21 protein-coding genes and 3 tRNA genes are annotated in these 22,718 nt (G+C 66.8%); 9 read left to right on the top strand and 15 right to left on the bottom strand.

Annotated features, from left to right (window positions below):
- Positions 1-2: 2 nt before the first annotated feature.
- Positions 3-2,567, bottom strand: coding sequence for a ribonuclease R (rnr, locus tag ACEN98_RS26415; protein ID WP_413387818.1), 2,565 nt, complete (start codon positions 2,565-2,567; stop codon positions 3-5).
- A 342-nt stretch (positions 2,568-2,909) separates the two neighbouring features.
- On the opposite strand from rnr, the gene ACEN98_RS26410 reads away from it, so the two are divergent.
- The 3 genes from ACEN98_RS26410 to ACEN98_RS26400 all read left to right on the top strand — a co-directional run bounded on the left by ACEN98_RS26410 (position 2,910) and on the right by ACEN98_RS26400 (position 3,232).
- Positions 2,910-2,994: transfer RNA gene (locus tag ACEN98_RS26410), tRNA-Leu, on the top strand.
- A 29-nt stretch (positions 2,995-3,023) separates the two neighbouring features.
- Positions 3,024-3,108, top strand: a tRNA-Leu gene (locus ACEN98_RS26405).
- Between the two features lie 39 nt (positions 3,109-3,147).
- Positions 3,148-3,232 (top strand) — tRNA-Leu (locus ACEN98_RS26400).
- A gap of 82 nt (positions 3,233-3,314) precedes the next feature.
- On the opposite strand, the gene ACEN98_RS26395 is transcribed toward ACEN98_RS26400, so the two are convergent.
- Both ACEN98_RS26395 and cueR read right to left on the bottom strand, forming a co-directional pair.
- On the bottom strand, positions 3,315-4,202 hold the full coding sequence (locus tag ACEN98_RS26395) for an alpha/beta hydrolase (protein ID WP_413387817.1): 888 nt from the start codon (positions 4,200-4,202) through the stop codon (positions 3,315-3,317).
- A gap of 46 nt (positions 4,203-4,248) precedes the next feature.
- The gene (gene cueR / locus ACEN98_RS26390) at positions 4,249-4,653 is read right to left on the bottom strand and encodes a Cu(I)-responsive transcriptional regulator (RefSeq protein WP_413387816.1); all 405 of its coding nucleotides are present in this window, start codon (positions 4,651-4,653) and stop codon (positions 4,249-4,251) included.
- 82 nt (positions 4,654-4,735) lie between these two features.
- Here cueR and ACEN98_RS26385 point away from each other — a divergent pair, with 82 nt between their 5' ends.
- Both ACEN98_RS26385 and phaP read left to right on the top strand, forming a co-directional pair.
- Positions 4,736-4,939 carry a hypothetical protein gene (locus ACEN98_RS26385; protein ID WP_371762304.1) on the top strand — a complete coding sequence of 68 codons (204 nt, stop codon included), beginning with the start codon at positions 4,736-4,738 and terminating at the stop codon, positions 4,937-4,939.
- 59 nt (positions 4,940-4,998) lie between these two features.
- A complete protein-coding gene (gene phaP / locus ACEN98_RS26380; protein ID WP_056128124.1) occupies positions 4,999-5,556 on the top strand; it encodes a TIGR01841 family phasin in 558 nt (185 codons plus the stop codon).
- 1 nt (position 5,557) lies between these two features.
- Here phaP and tssA read toward each other — a convergent pair whose 3' ends face one another.
- From tssA to ACEN98_RS26340, 8 genes are all read right to left on the bottom strand, one after another.
- Positions 5,558-6,538: a type VI secretion system protein TssA gene (gene tssA, locus ACEN98_RS26375; RefSeq protein WP_413387815.1), complete on the bottom strand. Its 981-nt coding sequence runs from the start codon at positions 6,536-6,538 to the stop codon at positions 5,558-5,560.
- Positions 6,539-6,548: 10 nt separating this feature from the next.
- Entirely contained in the window at positions 6,549-9,188 is a 2,640-nt protein-coding gene (gene tssH, locus ACEN98_RS26370; protein ID WP_413387814.1) for a type VI secretion system ATPase TssH, read from the bottom strand.
- Positions 9,173-9,670, bottom strand: a complete 498-nt coding sequence (gene tssE, locus ACEN98_RS26365; RefSeq protein ID WP_413387813.1) for a type VI secretion system baseplate subunit TssE — start codon at positions 9,668-9,670, stop codon at positions 9,173-9,175. The genes tssH and tssE overlap by 16 nt, the downstream gene beginning before the upstream one ends.
- Before the next feature lie 81 nt (positions 9,671-9,751).
- On the bottom strand, positions 9,752-10,243 hold the full coding sequence (locus ACEN98_RS26360) for an Hcp family type VI secretion system effector (RefSeq protein WP_371762614.1): 492 nt from the start codon (positions 10,241-10,243) through the stop codon (positions 9,752-9,754).
- Positions 10,244-10,273: 30 nt separating this feature from the next.
- Positions 10,274-11,767, bottom strand: a complete 1,494-nt coding sequence (gene tssC, locus ACEN98_RS26355; RefSeq protein WP_413387812.1) for a type VI secretion system contractile sheath large subunit — start codon at positions 11,765-11,767, stop codon at positions 10,274-10,276.
- Positions 11,764-12,279 carry a type VI secretion system contractile sheath small subunit gene (gene tssB / locus ACEN98_RS26350; protein ID WP_413387811.1) on the bottom strand — a complete coding sequence of 172 codons (516 nt, stop codon included), beginning with the start codon at positions 12,277-12,279 and terminating at the stop codon, positions 11,764-11,766. Before tssB ends, tssC begins: the two co-directional genes overlap by 4 nt.
- A gap of 26 nt (positions 12,280-12,305) precedes the next feature.
- Entirely contained in the window at positions 12,306-12,899 is a 594-nt protein-coding gene (locus ACEN98_RS26345; protein ID WP_413337961.1) for a tetratricopeptide repeat protein, read from the bottom strand.
- A gap of 20 nt (positions 12,900-12,919) precedes the next feature.
- Positions 12,920-13,042: a hypothetical protein gene (locus ACEN98_RS26340; RefSeq protein ID WP_413337963.1), complete on the bottom strand. Its 123-nt coding sequence runs from the start codon at positions 13,040-13,042 to the stop codon at positions 12,920-12,922.
- A 55-nt stretch (positions 13,043-13,097) separates the two neighbouring features.
- Here ACEN98_RS26340 and tssJ point away from each other — a divergent pair, with 55 nt between their 5' ends.
- The 3 genes from tssJ to icmH are packed head-to-tail and all read left to right on the top strand — an operon-like array spanning position 13,098 to position 15,776.
- Positions 13,098-13,625, top strand: a complete 528-nt coding sequence (gene tssJ / locus ACEN98_RS26335; RefSeq protein WP_413387810.1) for a type VI secretion system lipoprotein TssJ — start codon at positions 13,098-13,100, stop codon at positions 13,623-13,625.
- 46 nt (positions 13,626-13,671) lie between these two features.
- Positions 13,672-15,018 (top strand): type VI secretion system baseplate subunit TssK, encoded by a 1,347-nt coding sequence (tssK, locus tag ACEN98_RS26330; RefSeq protein ID WP_413387809.1) that lies wholly within the window; start codon positions 13,672-13,674, stop codon positions 15,016-15,018.
- The gene (gene icmH / locus ACEN98_RS26325; protein WP_413387808.1) at positions 15,015-15,776 is read left to right on the top strand and encodes a type IVB secretion system protein IcmH/DotU; all 762 of its coding nucleotides are present in this window, start codon (positions 15,015-15,017) and stop codon (positions 15,774-15,776) included. The genes tssK and icmH overlap by 4 nt, the downstream gene beginning before the upstream one ends.
- A 63-nt stretch (positions 15,777-15,839) precedes the next feature.
- Here the strand turns inward: icmH and ACEN98_RS26320 are convergent, their stop codons facing one another.
- Positions 15,840-16,700: a glycosyltransferase gene (locus ACEN98_RS26320; protein WP_413387807.1), complete on the bottom strand. Its 861-nt coding sequence runs from the start codon at positions 16,698-16,700 to the stop codon at positions 15,840-15,842.
- Between the two features lie 6 nt (positions 16,701-16,706).
- Between ACEN98_RS26320 and ACEN98_RS26315 the strand changes: the two genes are divergently transcribed.
- Positions 16,707-16,928, top strand: coding sequence for a hypothetical protein (locus ACEN98_RS26315; RefSeq protein ID WP_413387806.1), 222 nt, complete (start codon positions 16,707-16,709; stop codon positions 16,926-16,928).
- Positions 16,929-17,108: 180 nt separating this feature from the next.
- Here the strand turns inward: ACEN98_RS26315 and ACEN98_RS26310 are convergent, their stop codons facing one another.
- Genes ACEN98_RS26310 through tssM form a run of 3 tightly spaced genes read right to left on the bottom strand, consistent with a single transcriptional unit; the run spans position 17,109 to position 22,635 of the window.
- Entirely contained in the window at positions 17,109-17,894 is a 786-nt protein-coding gene (locus ACEN98_RS26310; RefSeq protein ID WP_413387805.1) for an OmpA family protein, read from the bottom strand.
- Positions 17,894-18,883, bottom strand: coding sequence for a type VI secretion system-associated protein TagF (gene tagF, locus ACEN98_RS26305; RefSeq protein WP_413387804.1), 990 nt, complete (start codon positions 18,881-18,883; stop codon positions 17,894-17,896). Before tagF ends, ACEN98_RS26310 begins: the two co-directional genes overlap by 1 nt.
- Complete coding sequence (tssM, locus tag ACEN98_RS26300) at positions 18,880-22,635, bottom strand: type VI secretion system membrane subunit TssM (RefSeq protein ID WP_413389092.1); 3,756 nt, start codon at positions 22,633-22,635, stop codon at positions 18,880-18,882. The genes tagF and tssM overlap by 4 nt, the downstream gene beginning before the upstream one ends.
- Positions 22,636-22,718: the final 83 nt, after the last annotated feature.

Below are 22,718 nucleotides of genomic sequence, written 5' to 3'. Positions count from 1 at the left end.
CGTTACTTCTTCTTCCTGGTTTTGGAGGCGCTCTTGGTGGGAGCGCTTTTATTCGCCGCGGTCTTCTTGGACGCGGTCTGGTTTGCCGCGGCCGCTTTCGCGGCCGGCGATCCATTCCTGTTGCCGCGTCGGCTGCGCGTGGGCGGCACGAACACGACGTCTTCTTCACTCTCGTCGGTGGCACCGAACGTCGATGCGGCCGGCTCGGCCGGCGTCGTGCGGGCTTCCTGCTGCGACACCGGTACGGCGCTCCCCTTCGCCTTGCGGCGACGCGGCGGCTTCGGTTCGCGGGCGTCCAGCGCAGCGGCGCGGGCGCGTTCCAGCGGCGCCGGCGCTGCGTCGCTCGGCTGGGCCAGCACGAGGTCGATCTTGCGCGATTCCAGGTCGACACGCGCGACCTGTACCGTCACACGGCCCGTCAGCTGGTACACCTGGCCCGTGCGTTCGCCGCGCAGTTCGTGGCGGGCTTCGTCGTACTGGAAGTAATCGGTACCGAGACCCGTGACGTGCACGAGGCCTTCGACGAACAACTGGTCGAGCTGGACGAAGATGCCGAACGGCGTCACGCCCGAGATCACGCCCGTAAATTCCTCGCCGAGTTTGTCCTTCATGTAGTAGCACTTGAGCCAGTTCTCGACGTCGCGCGACGCCTCGTCGGCACGGCGTTCGTTGGCCGAGCAGTGCACGCCCAGCGCATCCCAGATCGTCAGGTCCTTCGGATCCTTCTGCTTGCCTTCGGCCTTGTCCTTCGTTGCCTGCTTGCGCACCGCTTTCGACACGGTCGTGTTCAGCTTGGACAGGTCGATGCCGGTCGGCTCGTACTTCTTCCCCTTCAGCACGGCCTTGATGGCGCGGTGCGTCAGCAGGTCGGGGTAGCGGCGGATCGGGCTCGTGAAGTGCGCATAGGCTTCGTACGCGAGGCCGAAGTGGCCGACGTTGTCCGGGCTGTAGACGGCCTGCTGCATCGAGCGCAGCAGCATGGTCTGCAGCAGGGTCGCGTCCGGACGCTCCTTGATGCGCGTCATCAGTTCGGCGTAATCGCGCGCCTGCGGCGTCGTGCCGCCGCCCAGGTTCAGGCCCACCTGCTTCAGGAAGGTGCGCAGCTGGTTCAGCTTTTCCTCGGTCGGCACGGCGTGGATGCGGAACGTGCTCGGCTGGTCGTGGCGGATCAGGAAGTCGGCGGCGCACACGTTGGCGGCCAGCATGCATTCCTCGATCAGGCGGTGCGCGTCGTTGCGCGTGCGCGGCAGGATCTTCTCGATCTTGCCCATCGCATTGCAGACGATATACGTTTCCGTCGTCTCGAAATCGATGGCGCCCCGCTCCTGGCGCGCCTTCAGCAGCGCGCGGAACACTTCGTTCAGGTTCAGCAGGTGCGGCACGATGCCGGGACGGCGGCCCGCTTCCGGTCCGCTCGTGTTGCCCAGGATAGCGGCGACCTCGTCATAGGTCAGGCGCGCCGCCGAATGCATCACGGCCGGATAGAACTGGTAGGCCTTCACTTCGCCGTCGGTCGTCACGACCATGTCGCACACGAGCGTGAGGCGGTCGACGGCCGGGTTCAGCGAGCACAGGCCGTTCGACAGCTTCTCCGGCAGCATCGGGATCACGCGGCGCGGGAAATACACGGACGTCGAACGCTCGATCGCGTCGCCATCCAGCGCATCGTTCGGCTTGACGTAGTGGCTGACGTCGGCAATGGCGACGAGCAGGCGGTAGCCCTTCGTGCGGCCGATCTTGACGGGTTCGCAGTAGACGGCATCGTCGAAGTCGCGCGCATCCGCGCCGTCGATGGTGACGAGCGGCACGTCGCGCAGGTCGACGCGGTCTGCCAGGTCGGCGTCACGCACCTCGTTCGGCAATTTATTGGCCTGCTTGATGGCGGCCGGCGAAAAGATGTGCGGCACGCCGAACTTGCGCACGGCGATCTCGATCTCCATGCCCGGGTCGTCCAGTTCGCCGAGTACTTCGACGATCCTGCCGGTGGGCTGGCGGAAGCGCGACGGCTGCTCGAGGAGTTCGACGCTGACGACCTGGCCGGCCTTGGCCTTGCCGGGCGCGCCGGACACGAGGATGTCCTGGCCGATGCGCTGGTCTTCCGGCGCGACGACCCAGACGCCGTTCTCGTTCAGGAGGCGGCCGATGACGTGGGTGTTGGCGCGTTCCGTGACTTCGACGATCGTGCCTTCGGCGCGGCCGCGGCGGTCGGTGCCGACGACGCGGGCCAGCACGCGGTCGCCGTGCAGGACCTTCTGCATTTCCTTATCGGGCAGGAACAGGTCTTCACCGCCCTCGTCGGGGATGACGAAGCCGAAGCCGTCGCGGTGCGCGCTGATGCGGCCGGAAATGAAACTCGAGTGGTCCGTGAGCGCATATTCGCCCGCCGGATTGGCGCGCAACTGGCCGTCGCGCTCCATCGCATTCAAGCGGCGCGACAGGACGCCTTCCGCTTCCGGGTTGACTTGGAGGGCTCGGGCCAGGGCGCCGCTGTCGAGCGGCCCCTTGGCCTCACGGAACACGCCGAGGATTTCCTCGCGGCTTGGGATGGTATGAGTTGGGTGCTTCAAATTTGTATTCTTTATCTTCTCAGTGGTGGCGCCGTCCGTTTGACAGCGCGGATCTCGTTACATTGACACGCAGGCACGCGTAGTGTAACGGAGGACCGGCAAATTCGCCTAACGTCGCCCGTGAACCGTGCAGGGAATGTCCGGTTCGGAGGGTCTTTGACATTTGCCATCCATCCGCTATACTCTCGGTCTCTTCGGAAACGGCCCAGCCGGAAACGAAGGCGCTGCGCAGGCGGTGCGCGCCAGGATCGAACAAAAGTTGGTCTAGCGCAAAACGGCAAAGCCTGATATCGTAGCGGAATTCGACGGCAACGTCGAGCAATGCAAGCAAAGCGGTCCAATGCCCACGTGGCGGAATTGGTAGACGCGCATGGTTCAGGTCCATGTGCCGCGAGGTGTGGGGGTTCGAGTCCCTCCGTGGGCACCAGCTGGCGAGCATTGATGGTTGTTTTGTATGCCCACGTGGCGGAATTGGTAGACGCGCATGGTTCAGGTCCATGTGCCGCGAGGTGTGGGGGTTCGAGTCCCTCCGTGGGCACCAGAAGCTACCGCTGTTGTTGTACGTTTTGATGTTTTGCATGCCCACGTGGCGGAATTGGTAGACGCGCATGGTTCAGGTCCATGTGCCGCGAGGTGTGGGGGTTCGAGTCCCTCCGTGGGCACCAAAAGCTACCCGGTCTTCGAGACCACCAGGATACTGGCGCAAAACGCCGCAATCTTTGCAAAAGGATTGCGGCGTTTTGCGTTTCAGCGTTCGTCCGCGACCGATACCGGATCCAGATGCGCCGCCAGGAACGCGCCGATGCGCCGCTCGTATTCCTCGCGCGCGTACGCATGCAGGTTCACGTGCGCGGCGCCCTCCACCACCCACAACGCTTTCGGCTGCGCGGCGGCCTCGTACAACCGCTGCGTTTCGGCCAGGGTCGTGTGCAAATCGGCACTGCCGGACGCGATCAGCACCGGTGCCTTCACCTGTCCCACGAATTTGATCGGGTGCAGCGCATCCGGCTGGATCCCGAGGCGCAGCGGCAGCTGCCACAGCAGCAGCACGGACAGCGGCCCGCCCACCGGCCCCAGCCGCATGCGCAAGCGGTTGGCGACGGCTTCCTCGATCGTCGGATACATCGATTCCAGCACAACGGCATCGACGGGAGGGCAATCGCGGCACAGCACGAGCGACGCCGCGCCGAGCGACACGCCGATCACGCCGATGCGCTGCCCCGGCGCCCGCCGCCGCAACTCCTCGAGCGCGGCCCGCACGCCATCCGCCTCGCGCAGGCCGAACGTGACGCAGGAGGCCGTGCTGGCGCCCTGGCCCGGCAAGTCGATCAGCAGGACGGCATAGCCCTGGCCGTTCAGGAAACGGGCGCGATCGGCCATGTCGCGGCGGTCGCCGTGGATCCCGTGCAGCAGCAGGACGGCGCCGCGGCCCCGCCCCGGCAGCCACGAACCGATGACGCGCTGGTCCGGGGCCGCGCGCAGCACCACGTCCTCGAAGCCCGGCCCGGCCAGCGCCACGGGCCGCGACTCGACCGCGATCAACTTCGAACCGATCGCCCACACGATGACGGCGCCCACCAGCAGGAGGGCGGCGAGTGCGAACAGGCAGGCGGAGAGCGGCAGGCGAAGCGGCATGCCAGCCATTAGACCGCAATGCCGGCCTCCGGTCCAGCCGGCTCGTTCAGTGGGCCGCCAGATCGTCGAGGATGGGGCAGTCGGAGCGGGCGTCGCCATGGCAGGAGCTGGCCAGCGTGGCGAGGGTCCGCTTCATCGCTTCCAGTTCCGCGATCTTGCGGTCCAGCGCGGCTATGTGTTCGAGCGCCAGGCGGCGCACGTCGGCGCTGGCCCGGTGCTTGTCGCGCCACAGTGCAAGCAGGTCCGCGATCTGGTCGAGCGAAAAACCCAGCGCGCGGCCGCGATGGATGAATTGCAGCATGCGCACGTCGTCGTCGCCATACAGCCGGTAGCCCGCCTCCGTGCGCCGCGCCGGCGGCAACAGGCCAATCGATTCGTAATGACGCACCATCTTCGCCGTCACGCCGGACGCCTTCGCCGCCTCGCCGATGTTGAAATATGTGTCGTTCATGGCGCCAGCATACACCTTCCCACGATGGGAAGCTCAAAGGGCCGCTTGACTTGTCGCGCCAAGCGGTTAAGCTCGGCGAACCATGAAGAAGACTGTCCTCATCCTGTTCGCCATCGCCCTGGCCGGCCCCGTCGTCCTGAACGCGGCCCCGGCGCCGTGGTATCACTGGCGCAGCAAGAGCACGGGCACGATCGTCTGCTCGCAGACGCCGCTCGGCGAAGGCTGGGCGCGCGCCGACGGGCCGTATCGTGACGCCCGTTGCGAAAAACCATTGCCTGCTAAATAATCCACCAGAGGAGCTTGCAACAAGAAGGTCGCCGTAGTCCCCTAACCGAGGAGAAATCGATGTTCAACAACCCCGAGCAATTCGCAAACGCCACCAAGACCCTGTTCGATCTGCAGATGCAGACTTTCAATGCCCTGGCCACCAAGGCCGTGCAGGGCGTCGAGCAGGTGGTGGCGCTGAACCTGGCGACCGCCAAGCAATCGATGGAAAACACGCTGGAGGCCAGCCGCCAGTTCAGCCAGGCACCGGACCCGAAGACGGCCATTGATGCCCTGCAGGCGCGCGTGCAGCCGGGCGTGACGGAAGCGACGGCCTATGGCGAACAGCTCAAGCAGATCATCGGCGACATCAAGAGCGAATTCGAGCAGGCCGCCGACACCCACCTGGCCGAAGCGAAGAACACGCTGTCCGCGCTGATCTACGACGTCACGCAAAACGTCAAGCCGGGCCAGGAAAACGCGGTGGAAATCATCAAGGCCGCGATCGAGAATGCGTTCAAGGGCTACGAGCAGGTGACGCAGTCGACACGCGATGCCATGCGCCGCGTCGAGGAGGAGGTCGCGCGCGCGACCGAGCGGTTGAAAGCCGCCCAGTCGCAAGCGCCCACGTCGCACTGAATCAGGACGGCCGCGGCCCGACGCCCAGCATCTCTTCGATCTGGGCGAACGCCGCGTCGTCCTTCACCACCGACCGCAGCCACACGTGCAGCGGTTGCTCGCCCCAGTGCGCGGCCTTGTCGGCCAGGTAGGCGACGGGGCTGTGCGGCTCCGTGCGCCGGAAATAATCCGCCACCGCGCGCAGCTGGGCCAGTGCCTGGGCGCGCGATTGCAACGGCCCTCCCGCCACCGGCGATTGCGCCGGCGCCGCGACGACGACATCGGCCGCGCCGGGGACCGGCACCGCCGCCTTCAATGCGGGCTTGATGAACAGGACGAGGCCCTCCAGTCCCGAGCGTGCGGCGCTGAAACTGGGACCGTCCGCACCGACGACCGCGTCGACACTCTTTTCCAGCCGGTCGAGCGCACCCGCGCAATGCTCGCATTCGCGCATCAGGTTCGCATAGAACGTTTGCGACGTGCGCTGGCGCGCGCCTTCCAGCTTCGCCAGCGAATCTCCGCCCTGCATGCGCGCGGCGTCGAAGTCGCGCTGGGCGTGGCCGTCCGCGCCGTCGGTGAGCGGCACGGCGCGCAGCCACGGCGCGATGCGCGCCGCCAGCCAGGACAGGTTGCCGATGCGGCGCTCGACGCCGTCCTCGTCCGGCAGCGGATGCAGGCCGTCCCAGTAACGCTCGCACAGCATGGCGATCAGCAGCAGGCTGTCGGCCAGCGCGCGCACGCCGGCCGTCTGCACGCTGGCCTCGGCCAGCCACACGGCCAGCTGCAGGTCCTTGCTGCGCTGTTCGATCAGCCGGACACACTCCCGGCCCACGAACTTCCAATCCGCCTCCTTGAGTTCCGTGACCCAGGCGCCCTGCTCCAGCGACGGATCGTCGGCCTGGCGCGCACGCACGATGGCGTCGATCTCGCTGGAAAACGCGAGGTCGTCGCCGCAGGGCTTGTCCGCGCTGACGGGCGCGAGCAGCCGTTCCAGGTTCAGCATGGTGCCCTCCTCACGCCGGTTCGACGGCATATTTGATCTTGCCCGCCTTCGTGGCGCCGACCTTCACCTTGCCGATCGCGCCGCCTTCCGCCATGCGCGCCAGCACGGCATCCGCGATCTCGGGCAGCAGCGTGCCGTTCAGGATCGTGTCGACATTGCGCGCGCCCGAATCGACCTCCGTGCAGCGCGCCAGCACGGCCGCCACGAGCGCATCGTCGTATTCGAAGCGGGCGTTGTGGTTGACGGCCACACGCTGCTTGATGCGGTCCAGCTTCAACCGGATGATGTTGGCGAGGACGGCGTCGTCGATCGGATAGAACGGCACCACCGTCAGGCGGCCCAGGAACGCGGGCTTGAAATGCTTCATGAGGGCGGGCCGGATCAGTTCCGCCAGCTGGTCCGGCGTGGGCCGCTCGTTCGGCGCCTTGTTCAGGCAGGCCTGCATGATCTGGCTCGACGCCGCGTTCGACGTCAGGATGATGATCGTGTTGCGGAAGTCGATCTGGCGGCCCTCCGCGTCGTCCAGCACACCCTTGTCGAAGACCTGGAAGAACAGCTCGAGCACGTCGGCATGCGCCTTCTCGACTTCATCGAGCAGCACGACGCTGTACGGATTGCGCCGCACGGCTTCCGTCAGCACGCCGCCCTCGCCATAGCCCACATAACCCGGCGGCGAGCCTTTCAGGCCGGAGACGCTGTGCGCTTCCTGGTATTCGCTCATGTTGATGGTGACGAGTTTCCGTTCGCCGCCGTACAGCAGGTCCGCGAGCGCGAGCGCCGTCTCGGTCTTGCCGACGCCGGACGTGCCGACGAACAGGAACACGCCCTTCGGCTTGTTCGGATCCTCCAGGTTCGCACGCGCCGTGCGCACGCGCTGGGCGACGATCCCGCTCGCGTGGCCCTGGCCGAGTATCCGCTCGTCCAACAGGCCCTGCAGATTCATCACGGTGCGGATCTCGTCCTTCACCATGCGCCCGAGCGGGATCCCGGTCCACGCGGCGACGATGGCAGCCACCGTCTGGCCGTCGACCTGCACGGGCACGAGCGGCGTCTCGCCCTGCAGCGCATGCAGCTCCGCGATCTTCGCGCGCAGCGCGGGACTGTCGCCCTGCCCCGCTTCCAGCCGCGCGCGCATCGCGTGGATCTCGGCGCACAACGCCTGCTCGGCATCCCAGCGCGCACGCAGGCGGTCCTGTTCTTCCAGTGCCTGGGCGCGCTCAGCGTGCAGCGCGGCCAGCGCGGTGCCGTGGTCCGCGCCCGCGCTTTCCTCGCGCACGAGCGCCTGGATGCGCGCGTCCAGGCGCTCCACCGCGCGCGCGCAATCCTCCAGCACGGCGGGCGTCGCCTTCTGCCCCAGCGCGACCTTGGCGCAGGCCGTATCGAGCACGCTGACGGCCTTGTCCGGCAGCTGGCGCCCGCTGATGTAGCGGTGCGACAGCCGGACGGCTTCCACGATCGCCTCGTCGTAGATGCGCACGCCGAAGTGCGCCTCCATCAGCGGCGCCATCGCGCGCAGCATCGCACTCGCCGTCTCCTCGCTCGGTTCCTCGACCTTCACGACCTGGAACCGGCGCGCCAGCGCGGCATCCTTCTCGAAGTATTTCTTGTACTCGCTCCACGTCGTGGCGGCCACGGTACGCAGCTCGCCCCGCGCCAGAGCAGGCTTCAGCAGGTTGGCCGCGTCGTTCTGGCCAGCCGTGCCGCCCGCGCCGATCATCGTGTGCGCCTCGTCGATGAACAGGATGATCGGATGCAGGCTTTTCTTCACCTCGTCGATCACGTTCTTCAGGCGGTTCTCGAACTCGCCCTTGACACTGGCGCCGGCCTGCAGCAGGCCCAGGTCCAGCGTGTGGATCTCGACGCCGCGCAGGACATCGGGCACGTCGCCCCGCGCGATGCGCAGCGCGAGGCCTTCGACGACGGCCGTCTTGCCCACGCCCGCCTCGCCCGTCAGGATCGGATTGTTCTGGCGCCGGCGCATCAGGATGTCGATCACTTGCCGGATCTCGGCATCGCGCCCGATCACGGGATCGAGCTTGCCCTCGCGCGCGCGCGCCGTGAGGCAGGCCGTGTACTGGTCGAGCGCGGGCGTCTTGCCGGGCGCGCTCGCCTGCAGTTCGGTGACCGGGTCCGCGGACGGCGCCGGGGTGGCGGCCAGCACGGCCGGCGCTTCGTCGGAGCCGTGCGTCAGCTTGTCGAAATCGTGTTTCAGGCGGTCGAGCGGGAAGCCGGCGAAGTGGCGCGATGCGCGCTGGGCCAGTTGCGCGAGGCCCGGCTCCGTCAGCAGCGCGAGCAGCAGGTGGCCGCTGCGGATGTGCTGCGGCTGGCCCGATGCACCAAGTGACGCGATCAGCCACGCATGCTCGAACAGCACGGGCAAATGGCGCGAGAACACGGGCGTGCGCGCGCTGCCCGACGGCAGGCGCTCCACTTCCTTGCGCAGGTCGGATTCGAGGCCGGCCAGGCTGACGTCGGCCGCGCGCGCCACCACCACGAGGTCGCTCCCGGGCTGCTCCAGCAGCGCGAGGAACAGGTGCTCGATGTCGACTTCGTACTGGCCGAGCCCCACGCAGATGCCGGCCGCGCGCGTGGCAGCCGAGCGCGTGACGTCGTTCAGCTTGGCGATCAGGGTCTTCAGGTTGATATCCATGTCGAGGTCCTTTGTGGAGTTGACGCGGCAGCCTTGCAGATCGCGTAGTTCAGCGAGGACGGCTGCAGCACGGCGTTGAAATTGACGGGAACGACAGCCGCGCCGGGGCCGGCGTGCAGGGTCGCGTTGATCACGAAATTCAGGCGGTTGACGCCGCCCTGCTCCGAAGCCAGGGCCGCGCTGACGTTTTTCAGGCGCGGTTCGTGGCGCTCGATGGCGTCCTTCAGGCAGGCGCAGATCGCGGCCCGGTCCTCGCTGCTCGACAGGCAGAACGCGGCGAAGTCGGTCAGGCCATAGTTCAGGACCGAGGCGCGCGCCAGCGGCCAAGCGTCGAATGCTCCGGGCGGCAGGCCGGCGCGGGCATTCAGCAGCGCTTCCAGGTCGCGCGCGATGCTGTCCCTGAGCTGCTCGCCCGCTGGTCGGCCGGGGTGGGCCCGCTCGCCCATCAGGCGCTCGAGCAGGCCGGGAAGATAGGCGGTCATCGCGGCTCCCGTACAAAGACGCAGTAAAAAAACCGCGGCCCGGGGGCCGCGGAAGACGCGGGGTAAGTCAGGAATGCCTGTTCAGACGACCCGGTTGGTGGCGAGATCCCAGCCGCCCGACGTGTTGCCGCCGGCACCGCCGCCGATCTTCTGCTGGGTGTACTTCCATTTGATCTTCGAGAATTTCAGGCCGACTTTCTCGTGCAGGAAATCGCCTTCCGCGACCGTCGGCTTGACGGAGCCGATCAGCACGTTCTCGATCTCGATCTCGAAGTACTTGACGCGTTCGCCCTGCCCGTCGGCGCGCATGAATTCGAATTTCGCCTTCGGGATCGTCTTGCCCGACGAGCAGGTCTGCAGCAGCAGCGGCGAAGACAGGTCGGCCAGCTTGGCGATCTCGATCTCCTCGTGCTCGCAGCGCTCGGCCGTATGGCCGCCTCCCGTCGACGCCGTGGCGGACTTCGGCTGGGTCACGCCCCAGTTGACCGCCTTGCACTCGATCCAGTCCTTGTGCTTGTCGTCGGCCGATTCGCCCTTGATGCCGTCGATTTGCAGGTATACGTCAATTGCCATGTTCTACTCCAGTTCAGGTTGTTGAAAGAATCAGTTCTTGGTCGATTGCGGCAACTCCGCGACCAATCGGAGCGAAACGGACAATTCGTCGAGCTGGAAATGGGGCCGCAGGAACGACACGGCCCGGTACACGCCCGGCCGCCCGGGCACCTCGGCCACCTGTACGCTCGCCTCGCGCAGCGGGAATTGCGCCTTCTGTTCCTGGCTCGCGTTGTCGTCCAGGAGGACGTATTGCGTCAGCCAGCGGTTCAGGTAATCCTCGACGTTCGATGCGGCGGCGAAGCTGCCGATCTTGTCGCGCATCATGGCCTTCATGTAGTGGGCGATGCGCGACACGGCGAAGATGTATTGCAGCTGCGACGACAGCAGCGCGTTGGCATTGGCCGCCTCGTTCGCGTACTTGCGCGCCTTCTGCGCCGACTGCGCGCCGAAGAACGCCGCGTACGACGTGTTCTTGCAGTGCACGAGCGAGATGAAGCCCAGGTCCGACAATTCCTTCTCGCGCCGGTCCGTGATCGCCAGCTCGGTCGGGCATTTCAGCGCGATCTCGCCCTCGTCCGTCTTGAACGTGTGCGTGGGCAGGTTTTCTACGAGGCCGCCGCCTTCGACGCCGCGGATCGCGGCGCACCAGCCATAATCCTCGAAGGCCTTGGTCAGCTTGGTCGCGAAGGCATACGCGGCGTTGCACCACAGGTATTTCTGGTGGTCGGTGCCGTCCACGTCCTCGACGTAGTTGAAGCCTTCCGTGGCGGTGCCGTCGGCCGGGTTGTATGGCAGGCGGCCCAGGAAGCGCGGCAACGTGAGGCCGACGTAGCGCGCGTCTTCCGATTCGCGGAACGCCTTCCATTTCGCGTATTCGACGGTATCGAACACCTTGGCCAGGTCGCGCGGCTTGCCCAGGTCGCCGAAGCTCTCGATACCGAACAGTTCCGGCCCGGCGGACGTGATGAACGGCGCATGACTGGCCGCGGCCACGTGCGACATCTGCTCGAGAAAATAGATGTCCTCGGGCTGGCGCGTGATCTCGAAGTCGCCGATCAGGGTGCCGTACGGCGCGCCGCCGAAGCTGCCGAATTCTTCTTCGTAGACTTTCTTGAACAGCGTGCTCTGGTCGAATTCCAGCGCCGACTGGAAGTCCTTCACCAGCTCGCGCTTGCTCGCATTGAGCATGCGCACCTGCAGGCCGTTGCTCGTCGCCGTGTTCTGGACGAGGTAGTGCAGTCCGGTCCAGCTGCGTTCCAGCTTCTGGAATTCGGGCGCGTGCATGATCGCGGACAACTGGGCCGAGATCATCCGGTCCAGCTCCGCCAGGCGCGCATCGATCGTGGCCGACAGATTCGTCGACACGACCATCGTGCCCTCCATCACCTGGCTGACGAGCTCGGAGATGATGTCGCGCGCCCGTTCGTGTTCGCTGCTCGATTTCGCCACCCGGCTCTGTTCGACGATCTGGTCGAGCAGCGACATGTCCAGTTCAGGCGCCGCTGTCTGCGCCACGTTCGCCGTATCGAGGATCGCGCTCATGCCTCCTCCTTGCCGCCCTTGCCGCCTTTGCGGAGACTGCCGAGTTTTTCCGTATTCGACAGCACGTCGCTGAGCAGGTCTTCCAATTTGTCGTTGCCGGCCAGCTTGTTGCGCAGGTCGGCCAGCTTGCCGCGCGCTTCCAGCAGGCCCTTCAACGGTGCCACCTGCTGCACGACGGCCTCGGGACGGAAGTCGTCCATCTGCTTGAACTGCAGCTGCACGGCGAATTCGCCGCCTTCCGGCGACAGATGGTTCTCCACGCGGAAGCTCGTCGCGGGGGCCACGCCGCCCAGCACTTCGTCGAAATTGTCGGCGTCGACGTTGACGAAGTTGCGGTCCTTGAGGCGCTTCTTCGCTGCCTCCGGATCTGCACCGAAGTCGCCCAACACGCCGACCACGAACGGCAATTCCTTGTTTTCGATCGAATCGCCGATCTCGACGTCGTACGTCATCTGCACGCGCGGCGCGCGCACCTTCTGCAGGCGTTTCTGCACGCTTTCATTCTTTGCCATGTCGACTCCAGTGGGCTGTGGACGGATTATTTGAGCGCGCCGAACGGATCGCTCGATGCGGTGGTACGGGCAGTGGACGCGGCACCGACGGCCTTCTTGATCGTCTCCTTCACGCGCGGCGCCGCGGGACGGTTGTTCGGCACCAGCACGTCTTCGTTGAGGCTCGTGCGCAGCAGCTTGGCCAGGTCCTGCGCCTCCGTGCGGACGTTGCCGGTGAGGTTGTTTTTCTGGCTCAGGTCGGACAGCGCCTTGCTCGTCACGCGCAGGCCGCTGACGGCGACGATGCTGTTGGCCAGCGTATCGTCCGGGTCGCGCTCGAGCGCTTCCAGCGCGTCGACGATCGCCTCGCCATAGTTGGTACTGTCGAAATGCATCTGGGCCATGCGCACCCACGGCGTCTTGTCGGTCGGGAAGGCGGTGCCGGCATTCTTCAGGATCGCGTAGGCCTTGTCGTTCTGGCCCGCGAGCACGGCGGCATCCACTTCGGCCATCGCGCTCGCCATCGTCGGCGCCGCCTTGGCCGCATGGCTTGCTGCCGGCGCGGTACTGGCACAGGCCGACAACAACATGACACATGTGATGGGCACCGCCGCAAGCGGCATCAGGCGTTCGAAGGTCATCTGGCTCTCCCGGGTTGAAATCAGACGCCATTATTGGTGAACGGTTTCTCGGGAGAATTGCGTGCCATCAACGCAGGTTTGCCGCCGCATTGCGCCGCGTCGAAGAGGCTGTTGCGCGGGTATTGCGCCTGCTCAGGGTGCATGGCGGGCGATCCCGTTAAATCGTCGTGTTCTCTTTATCAGATGCAAGGAGCAACGATGAAACGAACGTGGATCGTGTTGTGCGCCGCCGGTCTGCTCGGCGGTTGTGCCGGCGGCACGCTCGGGCTGCGCAAGCCGGCGCCCGTACCGGAATCCCAGCAGCCACCGCGCAACGTCGTCATGCACCTGCATGCGGCGCCGCGTCTGAACGTCGACGCGCGCGGCCAGTCGCTGGCGCTGCTCGTCAAGATCTACAAGCTGCGCCAGCGCGGCGCGTTCGACCAGGCGCCCTACGCTGCGTTCCTGTCGCCGCAGACGGAGCGCGAGGCCCTCGGCGCCGACCTCGTCGAGGCTAGGGAAGTCACGCTGGTGCCGGGCCAGCGCCTCGACATCACCGACAGGCTCGCGCGCGACACGCCCTGGCTCGGCGTCGTCGCCCTGTTTCACACGCCGTCAGGCAATGCCTGGCGCGCCGTCATCCCGGCCGCGGATGCCGAAGGCGCCGGCGTGACCATCGGCCTGCATGCCTGTGCGTTGTCGGCCGGCAATGCCGCCAAGCCTTTGTCTCTTGTCCACTGTCAATAAGCCCCGTAACGTTTCCAGCAAGCTAGAGATTTGCGAAGGGAGGCTCATGAACATTCCGGCGAAGGTTTTATGGGGCGAAGGGCTGTTCCTGCGTCCCCAGCACTTCCAGCAACAGGACCGCTACCATGAAGCGCGCCTGAACGAGACAGCCAGCGCCCTGCATCCCTATTGCTGGGGCGTGCGCCGGCTGGCCATCGATGCCGACGCCCTCAAGGCGGACACGTTGCGCGTGACCGAACTGGCGCTGATCTTCCCGGACGGCGACCTCGTGCGCGCACCGGACCAGGATCCGCTGCCGCCCCAGGTTCGCCTGGACGAGCTGCCGCCCAACGTCCAGACGATCACGTTTCACGCGGCCCTGCCCGTGTTGAAGCCGCACGGCGACAATTGTGCCGAGCGGGGCGCGACCCGGCCCGACGCCCGTTTCGGCCAGCGCGAGCACGACACGCAAGACCTCTTCAGCCAGGCCGCGCCTGCCCCGGTGGCCTACCTGACCCGCGCGATGCGGCTCGTGTCCGAGCTCGATGCGCTCGACGCCTACGACAGCTTTCCGCTCGTGCGCCTGCAGCGCGTGGCGACGGGCGGCTTCGAGATCGACCAGGCATTCACGCCGCCCAGCCTGTCCATCGCGGGCGCACAAGGCCTGCACGGGCGCCTCGTGCGCCTGATGGAAAAACTGCTCGCCAAGGTGAATGCGCTGTACGGCCATTACCGCGAACCGGGCCGCCACGTCGTCGAGCTGCGCGGGGGCGACGTCGCGTCGTTCTGGCTGCTGCACACGGTAAGCACCGGCTACGCGGCGCTGACGCATTACCTCGCCCACCGGGAACTGCATCCGGAGCGCCTGTTCCAGGAGCTCCTGTCGCTGGCCGGCGGGCTGATGACGTTTTCGCGCACGGCCCGGCTGGAAGACCTGCCGGCCTATGCCCACCAGGATCCCGGACCGGCCTTCGCCCGCCTGGACGGCATCCTGCGCGAGCTGCTCGACACCGTGATCTCGTCGCGCTATTTCGCGATCGCGCTGTCGAACGACCGTCCCTCGTACCACCTGGGTGCGCTCGACTCCGGCAAGATCAATGTCCAGACGACCTTGTACCTGGGTGTGGCCGCCGACCTGCCGGCGCTGCAGCTCGTCGACATCGTCCCGCTGCGCTTCAAGATCGGCGCCCCCGAAGACGTCGACAAGCTGGTACTGACCGCCATGCCCGGCGTGAAGCTGGCGCATGCGGCCCAGGTGCCCAGCGCGCTCCCCGTACGCCCGGACATGGTGTATTTCGTACTCGACAACCGCGGCGTGCTGTACGACAGCATGCTCAAGGCGCAGGCCATCTCGATCTATGTCCCGAACGGTATCCGTGACCTCAAACTCGAACTGATTGCGATCGCAGCATGAACCATCCCGTCGAACGGCGCACCGCGCCCTCCCCACGCGGCGCCACCGGCACCGCCCCCGCCTCCCTCGTCGACCTGATGTACGAGGGTTTCTATGCCCTGTTCCTTCTGAAAAGCGGTTGCGGCCCGCAGGAGCAGGCCGCATTCGCCGACCGCATGACGGGCTTCCTCGGCGAAGTCGACCGCAGCGCCAAGGCCCTCGGCATTCCGGCCGACGACGTGACGGCCGCTAAATATGCGTTCTGCGCGGCCGTCGACGAGATCATCCTCGGTTCCGAGTACTCCATCCGCGAAGCGTGGGAAACCCGTCCGCTGCAGCTGCGCCTGTTCGGCGACCAGCTCGCCGGCGAACATTTTTTCCAGCGCCTGGAAGACTTGCGCGCCAAGGGCAGCGCGCACCTGCAGGCGCTCGAGGTGTATCACCTGTGCCTGCTCCTCGGCTTCCAGGGCCGCTTCGCACTGGACGGCCGCGACAAGCTGAACTACCTGACGGCACGCCTGGGCGACGAAATCGCCCGCATGCGCGGCAAGAGCCGCACGTTCGCACCGCATGCGGAACGACCCGACCAGATCGCCCACAAGCTTGGGAGCGACACGTCGCTGTGGGTCCTGTGCGGCGTGTTTGCGCTGGCCGGCCTGGGCGCCTACCTGGGCTATCGCAGTGCGCTTGGGCGCGAGACCGATCGCGCGCTCGCCAGCTACAACGACCTCGTCAAGCTGCCGCCGCGGTCGGCCAATGTGACGATCACGCTACCGTGACGTGCCGGTGCGCGAACGCCTGCGTGACGAGCGCGACGGCCGCGTCGACGCCATGCTCGTGCTTCATCGCACCGGCGATGTCCGCGGCCCGCGCCGCCATCTCAGGTGACCCAGCACGTGACGGAGCCGACTCGCCAGTGCCGGCGCCGTGACCTTGCGGCGCCTGGCCGGCCGGCCCGCGATGCCCAGGCGGCGCAGCTCCCTGCCCCAATGCTCCTGCTCACTGATGTTGGCGACGACGACCGACGGCTTCGCCGCGCGCATGACCGACTGCGTCGTTCCCGCGCCGCCGTGGTGCACGACGGCGTGGCAATGCGGGAAGATGGCGTGGTGCGGGGCTGCGGCGATGTATAGGATGTCGCCGTCGGACTGGAAGCCGCACGCCGCCGCGGAGGGTGCCTGGACAATGGCGCGGCATCCGGCCTGGCGCGCCGCGTCCGTCAGCAGACGCAAGGCTTTCGCCTGTCCCGTCGGGTCGCGCGGCATCCAGCTGCCGAACGTCATGTAGACAGGTGCGTCACCGGCCACGAGGAATCCGGCCGGGCCGGGCGGGATGTCCCCTTCCATCGCCAGGTTCAGCGTATCGAGGAAACCGCAGACGCGGACGGACTGGGGCCAGTCCGTCTGCGCGCGGCAGATCGTGGCACTGACTGCGGCCAGTGTCAGGTGGTGCGACAACCAGACCTGCGTGACGACGTCCCGCACCGGCGGCAACCCAAGCCGGCTGCGCAACCGGTCGGGATAATGCTTCAACGTGCGGTTGAGCAGCGTGCGGGTCAGCCACCAGAGCACGCGGTGGATGTATTTGCCGGCGCGAGACCCGGTCAATGGATGGTCGAAGTCGCTGGGGATCGCCGCGTGCGACAGCAAGACGCTGACATACGGCCGTCCCGCCGCCTCCGCCGCGGTCTGTAACGGGTGCATGAAGTAATGGCCGACCAGCACGTCGGACTCGGCGCACAGGCGGCGCGCGGCGTCGAACATGGCGTCTTCGACCGGGTCCAGGCACAACCGCAGGATGTGGCCATCTGCGTCATCGGATTGCGGATGGCGTACGCCGTCCGGCCGACGGTTTCCTGCTGTTCCGGTGTGAGCACGGGCGACGCCACCACGCTGATCTTCACCCCGTTCGCCGACGTCACGCTTTCGTAAGCACCACTGTCGACACAGGTAATCACGAGGTGCACGTCATTGCCCGCCGCCTGCAGGCCCTCCGCGAGCGCCAGGAAGGGCCGGATGTCGCCATGGCTGCCCCACTTTGCATGCCGATTTTCATACGCCCTATTGCAAGGATATTAACCTTGCAAATATACAATAAAAGTACGTGGGCGATTATTGGACGACCTTGAATTCGATGCGGCGGTTGCGTGCGCGTCCCTCCGGCGTACGGTTGTCGGCCACGGGCCGATCCGGGCCTTCGCCGGACACGGCGACCATGTCGGGCTTGACGCCGCGTCCGACGACGTACGCCTTGACGGCTTCCGCGCGCGCCTGGCTGAGCGATAAATTGCCCGCGCGCGAACCGGCATTATCCGTATGACCGATGACTTCGACCCGCTTGTCCTTCAGGCGCAACAGCGCCACGCTCATCTGGTCGAGAATGGCCTTGCCGGAATCCGTCAATGTGGCCTGGCCCGATTCGAATTCGATGATGCGGTTGGCGAGCGCCGCATCCAGCATGCCCTGCTCCGTCGCCGCCACGCGCAGGCCATTGTTGACCGTGTAGCCCGGATCGAGGGCGAGCGCGATGTCGCTCGCGATCTGCGTGCGCTGGGCTTCGCTCGCGACGTCGCCGCGCAGGCTGACGCTCGTGCCGTCGACCTGCAGCTGGCCGCGGCTGATCAGCTTCAGGTTCGGGCCGATCAGCTTGCCGACATGGTCGTTCCAGTTCGCCGGCATCGACACCCGGCCGACCGCGAGCTGGTCCACGATCCGGTCCGCGCCGTACACCGCGCGCAGGCGGGCCAGCAGGGCCGCCTTGCTGGCGTCGTCGGCGACCGTTCCGGACACGACGATGGGTGCCGTGGCCTGGGCCTGGACCTGCGTCTGGGTCTGCGCGCTGACGGGCACGCTTGTGACGGCCGCAATGGCCGCGTAAAGGATCAATGTCTTCGGCATCACGGCGCGGCTCCGATAAAGGTTTTCAGGAACAGTTCGTGCGCGAGCCGCAGGGGCAACGCCGGCTGCTCGAGGTAGCTGGCCAGCGCACGCACGTCGACGTCCAGGCCGAGCTGCTCGTCGATCCAGGCATTGTCCGCGAGGTGCACCTGCTGGTCGGCGGCGACGATCGGATCGATCAGGGCATGCAGCGTACCGGCCGCCGCCCCGCCGAAGCCGACGACGAGCGCCGGATGCTCGCGCACGCGGGTGACGAACAGCGCGAGGTCGAAGCCGCTGCGCCGGATGAACGGCAGCACCAGTTCCAGCCAGAAGGCGGCCGCCGCATAGCGTTGGGAACCTTCACGCGGCAGCGGCAGCACGAGGCTCTTGTGCAGGCTGGCGGGACGGCTGCGCATCACGGGCTGCAGCAGCAGGCCGAGCCCGAGGATCATCCGGTTGACCTCCAGTTCCAGCTGCGCCGTCAGTTCGCCGACGGTGGACAGGGCCAGATAGCTGTCCACCGCGACGTCGTGTTCGCCCAACGCCACGGGTGCGTCCGCGATCGCCTGCAGGTGGGCGCTCGGGTCGGTGCTGCCCAGTATTTGCGACGCCATGCCCTCGAGGTAATCCCACAACGGCGCGAACGCGAGCGGGCAGCGCGCGACGAAGCCGGCGGGGTCGGGCAGGTCGACGGTCCGCATCATCAGGAACGGGAAGCGCCGCCCCGAGCGGTCGTGGCTGGCGACGAGGTGGCCGGCGACGGCATGGCGCCGGTCCGGCCCCACGAATGCGAAGCTGGCCGGGGCCATCGCATCGTAATTCAGCTTCCAGCGCGCATCGGACGGCAGCCGCGTCATGACCTGCGCGATCCAGTCGTCCAGCATGCCGATCACGGGTTGGTCGTCGGCCAGCTTCACGAAGTCGCTGTGTGCCGGGATCTTGCCGAAATAGCCGATGCGGCTCACGGCGGGCGCGCGCTGGGCGGCCCGGTTCGGGGCGCGGTTCACTGCGCCGCTCCTGCAAGCGTCGGGCCGGTGCCGCCGGCGCCGACCGCACCTGCGCGGCCGACGATGGCGTCGGGCAGGCGCAGGCCGCGAAAGCCCTGGCCGGCCTGGGCGTTCCCGGCGGACGTGTCCGTGCTGCTGACGCGCTTCAGGTTGACGGCCACCGAGACGTTGCCTGCATTCCAGCGCAGTTCGTGCGTACCCGCATCGAGGCGCTTCTTGGCCGCCGCCTCGATCATCTTCTGCAGCCCGAACTCGCCCGCCTCGTTGAACAGTTCGACCGTGCGGCCGTCGAACGTCACGGCGCTGATCTTCGCACCGCTGCTGCCCTGCGGGCCGGGATGCACCATGTTGACCCAGGCCGGCGGCGTGTTCCGGTAGCGCAGTTGCTGGCCGTCGATCTCGATCGTGTATTCGGTGACGCCGGGCGCGGTCAGCGGCAGCAGCTGGAATACGGTCTGCGGGCCGCCGCCGGCCGCCACGCCATTGGCCGATAACGGCGCCACCCAGCCGGGGAAGCCACTGACCGCCTGCGGCGCCAGCGTGATGCCGATGTCGGCCCAGGTGCGGCTGCTGAGCACGTCGCCGCGACGCACGACCAGCGGCCCCATCGTCGTGCCCACGAATTTGGCGACGACGCCGTCCGGACCGAACACCTGGCCGATCTCGGCCGGCGTGGCCTGGATCTGGGCCGACGGCGCGAACGGATACTTGGCCGCCAGCGTCTTCTGGAACGGCTCGACGACCTGGGCCTGCCACGTCTTGTTGATCTCCGATTCCGAGGGCAGCACGATCATCGCGAACGTCTGCACGAGCGGCCGCACGAGAAGCGGGCGCAGCATCTGCTTCTGGGTATCCGTCATCCCCGTCAGCATCTGTTCGTCGACGTACTTCAACGCTTCGGCCAGCTCGGAACCAGTGCCCTCCAGCGTCTGCTGCATCAGCTGCCTGGCGCCGGGGCCGGGATCGCCCTGGTTCTTCAACTGGTTCAGGCGGCTGCGCAGCTTCGACAACGCATCGAGGTAGCCGGTCATCAGCGACGCATCTTTTTCCTTGACGCCGACCAGGCGCGCGACGCCGGCGAATTCGCGGCCGACCGGGCCGGCCGCCTGCACGCCTCCCACCGGCAGCGGACCCATCGCATCGGCCACCTGGCGCGCCTCGCTCGGTGCCTGCCGCAGCACCACTTCGCGGAACCAGCCTGCGAGCCCCCGCTTGAGCTTGACGGTGTCGACGCGGGCTTGCGTGGGGTCGTCCCAGGACGTCTGTTCGTGGACAGTCTTGAGCACTTTCGCCAAGGGCGACGTCAACGGATCGCCGAGGCGGTTCATCGCCTGCACGCTGGCGTCGAAACCATTGAGGTCGGCGATCGTCACGCCTTGCACGAACTTGCTCCATTCGCGCGCATAGTCGGTCTTGTACATCTCGACGAGGGCTTTCTGGATCTGCTCCGGGCTGCCCTCCAGCGTGAGATCGTCCTTGGCGACGCTTTTCAATACCCAGTCGCTGCTCTGCAGTTCGCGCATCGACGCTTCGCGGATCGCGCCCTGCACGAATTTTTCCCACGCGTCGCGGGTGTACGCGCCGCCGACGGCGTAACTGCCGACGACCAGCGCCTGGTCCTGTTCGCCGACGATGCGGGCCACCGTCACGCCCGGGAACCGCGTCGAGGCGCGGGTGCGGATATCGGCATACACGCGCTCGCGCGCGGGCGTGCCGCGCACGACGCGGCGCAGGTTCTCGCGAGCGGTGTCGAGCAGGCTGAGCTTGGGTGTGATTTGGGGCCACGCCTGGTCGTCGATATGGGCCAGCACGAAGGTCAACTGGCGCTCGGCGCTGCGGATCATCTGCTCGCGCGGCATCGTGCCCCGGTTCGCTTCCAGCCAGCCGCGCCAGAAGCGCGTCAGCTGGTCGTTCAGATGACCGGGTTCGGCATGGCTCTTGTCCGCCAGCATCAGGTAAGTCTTGAGTGCGTTATAGGCGTCGCCGACGTTCGTGGCCGATACGTCCTGGTAGGGCTGGCCGGGTTTGGCGGCCGGCGTCGCCCGCACGGTCGGGTCGAGCTGCGAGGCGTTCGCGTTCATCTCCGTCAACAGGTTCTCCAGCGCCCCCGCCACCGGCTGCACCATGACTTCGCGCACGCCGGCGAAATACTCGTCGCGCAGCTTGCGCTCCAGCGCCTCGCCCTGGTACAGGCCGAACGCCAGCGCCCACGGACGGTCCTGGCGATACTTGTCGAGCTGCTCGATACGGTCCTGCAGGATGTCGAGCCCTTCCAGCCGCGACTGCAGATCGGTCCGGCCGGCCTGCAGCTTCATGACCTTGTCCAGGTCGGCCCTGACGTTCGCGACCAGCTGCCGGTTCCCCATGTACGACCAGCTCCAGCCGCCCAGCGCACAGCCAAGCAGCAGGGTGGCGGCGAAGAACGCGCCGATCTTCACGCGTGTGGCGGCCGGGCTCGTATAGCGCTTGACCAGGTCGCGGTCGGCGAAGATCACCTTGCGGAACAGCTGCAGCAGGAAGAAGCCCGACTGTTCCGCGCCGGGCGCGGCGTCGTCGCCCGCTTTCTCGCCCAACGGGCGCAGCTGCAGGTCGAACCGTCCCGCGACGCGCCGTGCCGACTGGTTCTCCACGCGGCCCTCCTGCAGGGCGCTCGTGAAATAAAAGCCGCGGAACACGGGTTTGAACTGCCACGTGTTTTCCTCGAACAGCGTAGCGAGGAAGGCCCGCAACTGGGGCTTGAGCGCGGCAAATTCGAGCGGGAACGTGAACACGCCAGGGCGCAGCGCGGTGCTGCGGTTGCCCGCCATGCTGGCCACGCTCATCTCCTTCAGGCCGTCGTGCAATTCATCGAAATGCTGGTCGAAGAATGCCAGCACGTCCTGCGGCGTGCTGCGCCGGTTGTAGCGCAGGGTCGCGCCCCAGACGCGCTCGCGCTCGGTCAGTTCGCAGCCGTGGAAAAAATCGGCAAAGCCGGCGATCAGGTCGGCCTTCGTGAAGATCACGTACACGGGCGCGTGGACGCCCAGCCTTTCGGTCAGTTCCTGCACGCGCGTGCGCAGGCTCTTCGCCAGTTCGATCGAAGTCTCGGGACTCCCGCCAGCCAGCTCGGCAACGCTGACGGCGATCAGGATGCCGTTGATCGGCGCACGGGACCGGTATTTGCGCAGCAGGTCGAGGAAGCTGAACCACTCGGCGCGGTCCGCCTCGAATACGGAGTAGCGCCCGGCCGTGTCGAGCAGGATGCCATCAGTCGTGAAGAACCAGTCGCAGTTGCGCGTGCCCCCGACGCCCTGGACCGCCTTGCTGCCGGGGATCGGGAACGTCAGCCCGGAATGCTTGATCGCGCTGCTCTTGCCGGCCGCGGGGTTTCCGATGATCATGTACCAAGGCAACTCGTACAGCGCCGCGGCGCCGCGCGTCAGGCCCAGCTTGGAAGTCTTGATCGTGTTGATGGCTTCCAGCATGCCCTTGCGCAGCACGGCCGCGTCGTTGCGCGCCGCCTGGGCCTTGCCGTCGGTCTCCGCGCCGGTCAGGATCGCTTCGCCCAGCCGGCTGGCCGCGCGCTTGCGCAGCCAGGCCCGGATGAGCCAGGCGATCCCTCCCGCACACAGGAGGAGCAGGCCCAGCAGTGCGGCCCAGATGAGGGCCACGTCGAGGGAATCCGCGCCCAGCAGCACGAGTGCTGCAAGCACGCCGATGCCGATCACGGCCAAAACGCGTCTGTCGGTGAGGAACTGCCAGAGTCGGGCCATCATGTTCGTTCGGAAGGTTGGTGAATACCATCGGCAATACTGGCACTATTTCCTTGTCGAAAATTTGAGGTGAGACAACGCTC

This window comes from Massilia sp. CT11-137, assembly GCF_047302885.1.
Classification (GTDB): Bacteria; Pseudomonadota; Gammaproteobacteria; order Burkholderiales; family Burkholderiaceae_D; genus Telluria; species Telluria orientalis.
This window is presented reverse-complemented; position numbering and strand designations above follow the sequence as displayed.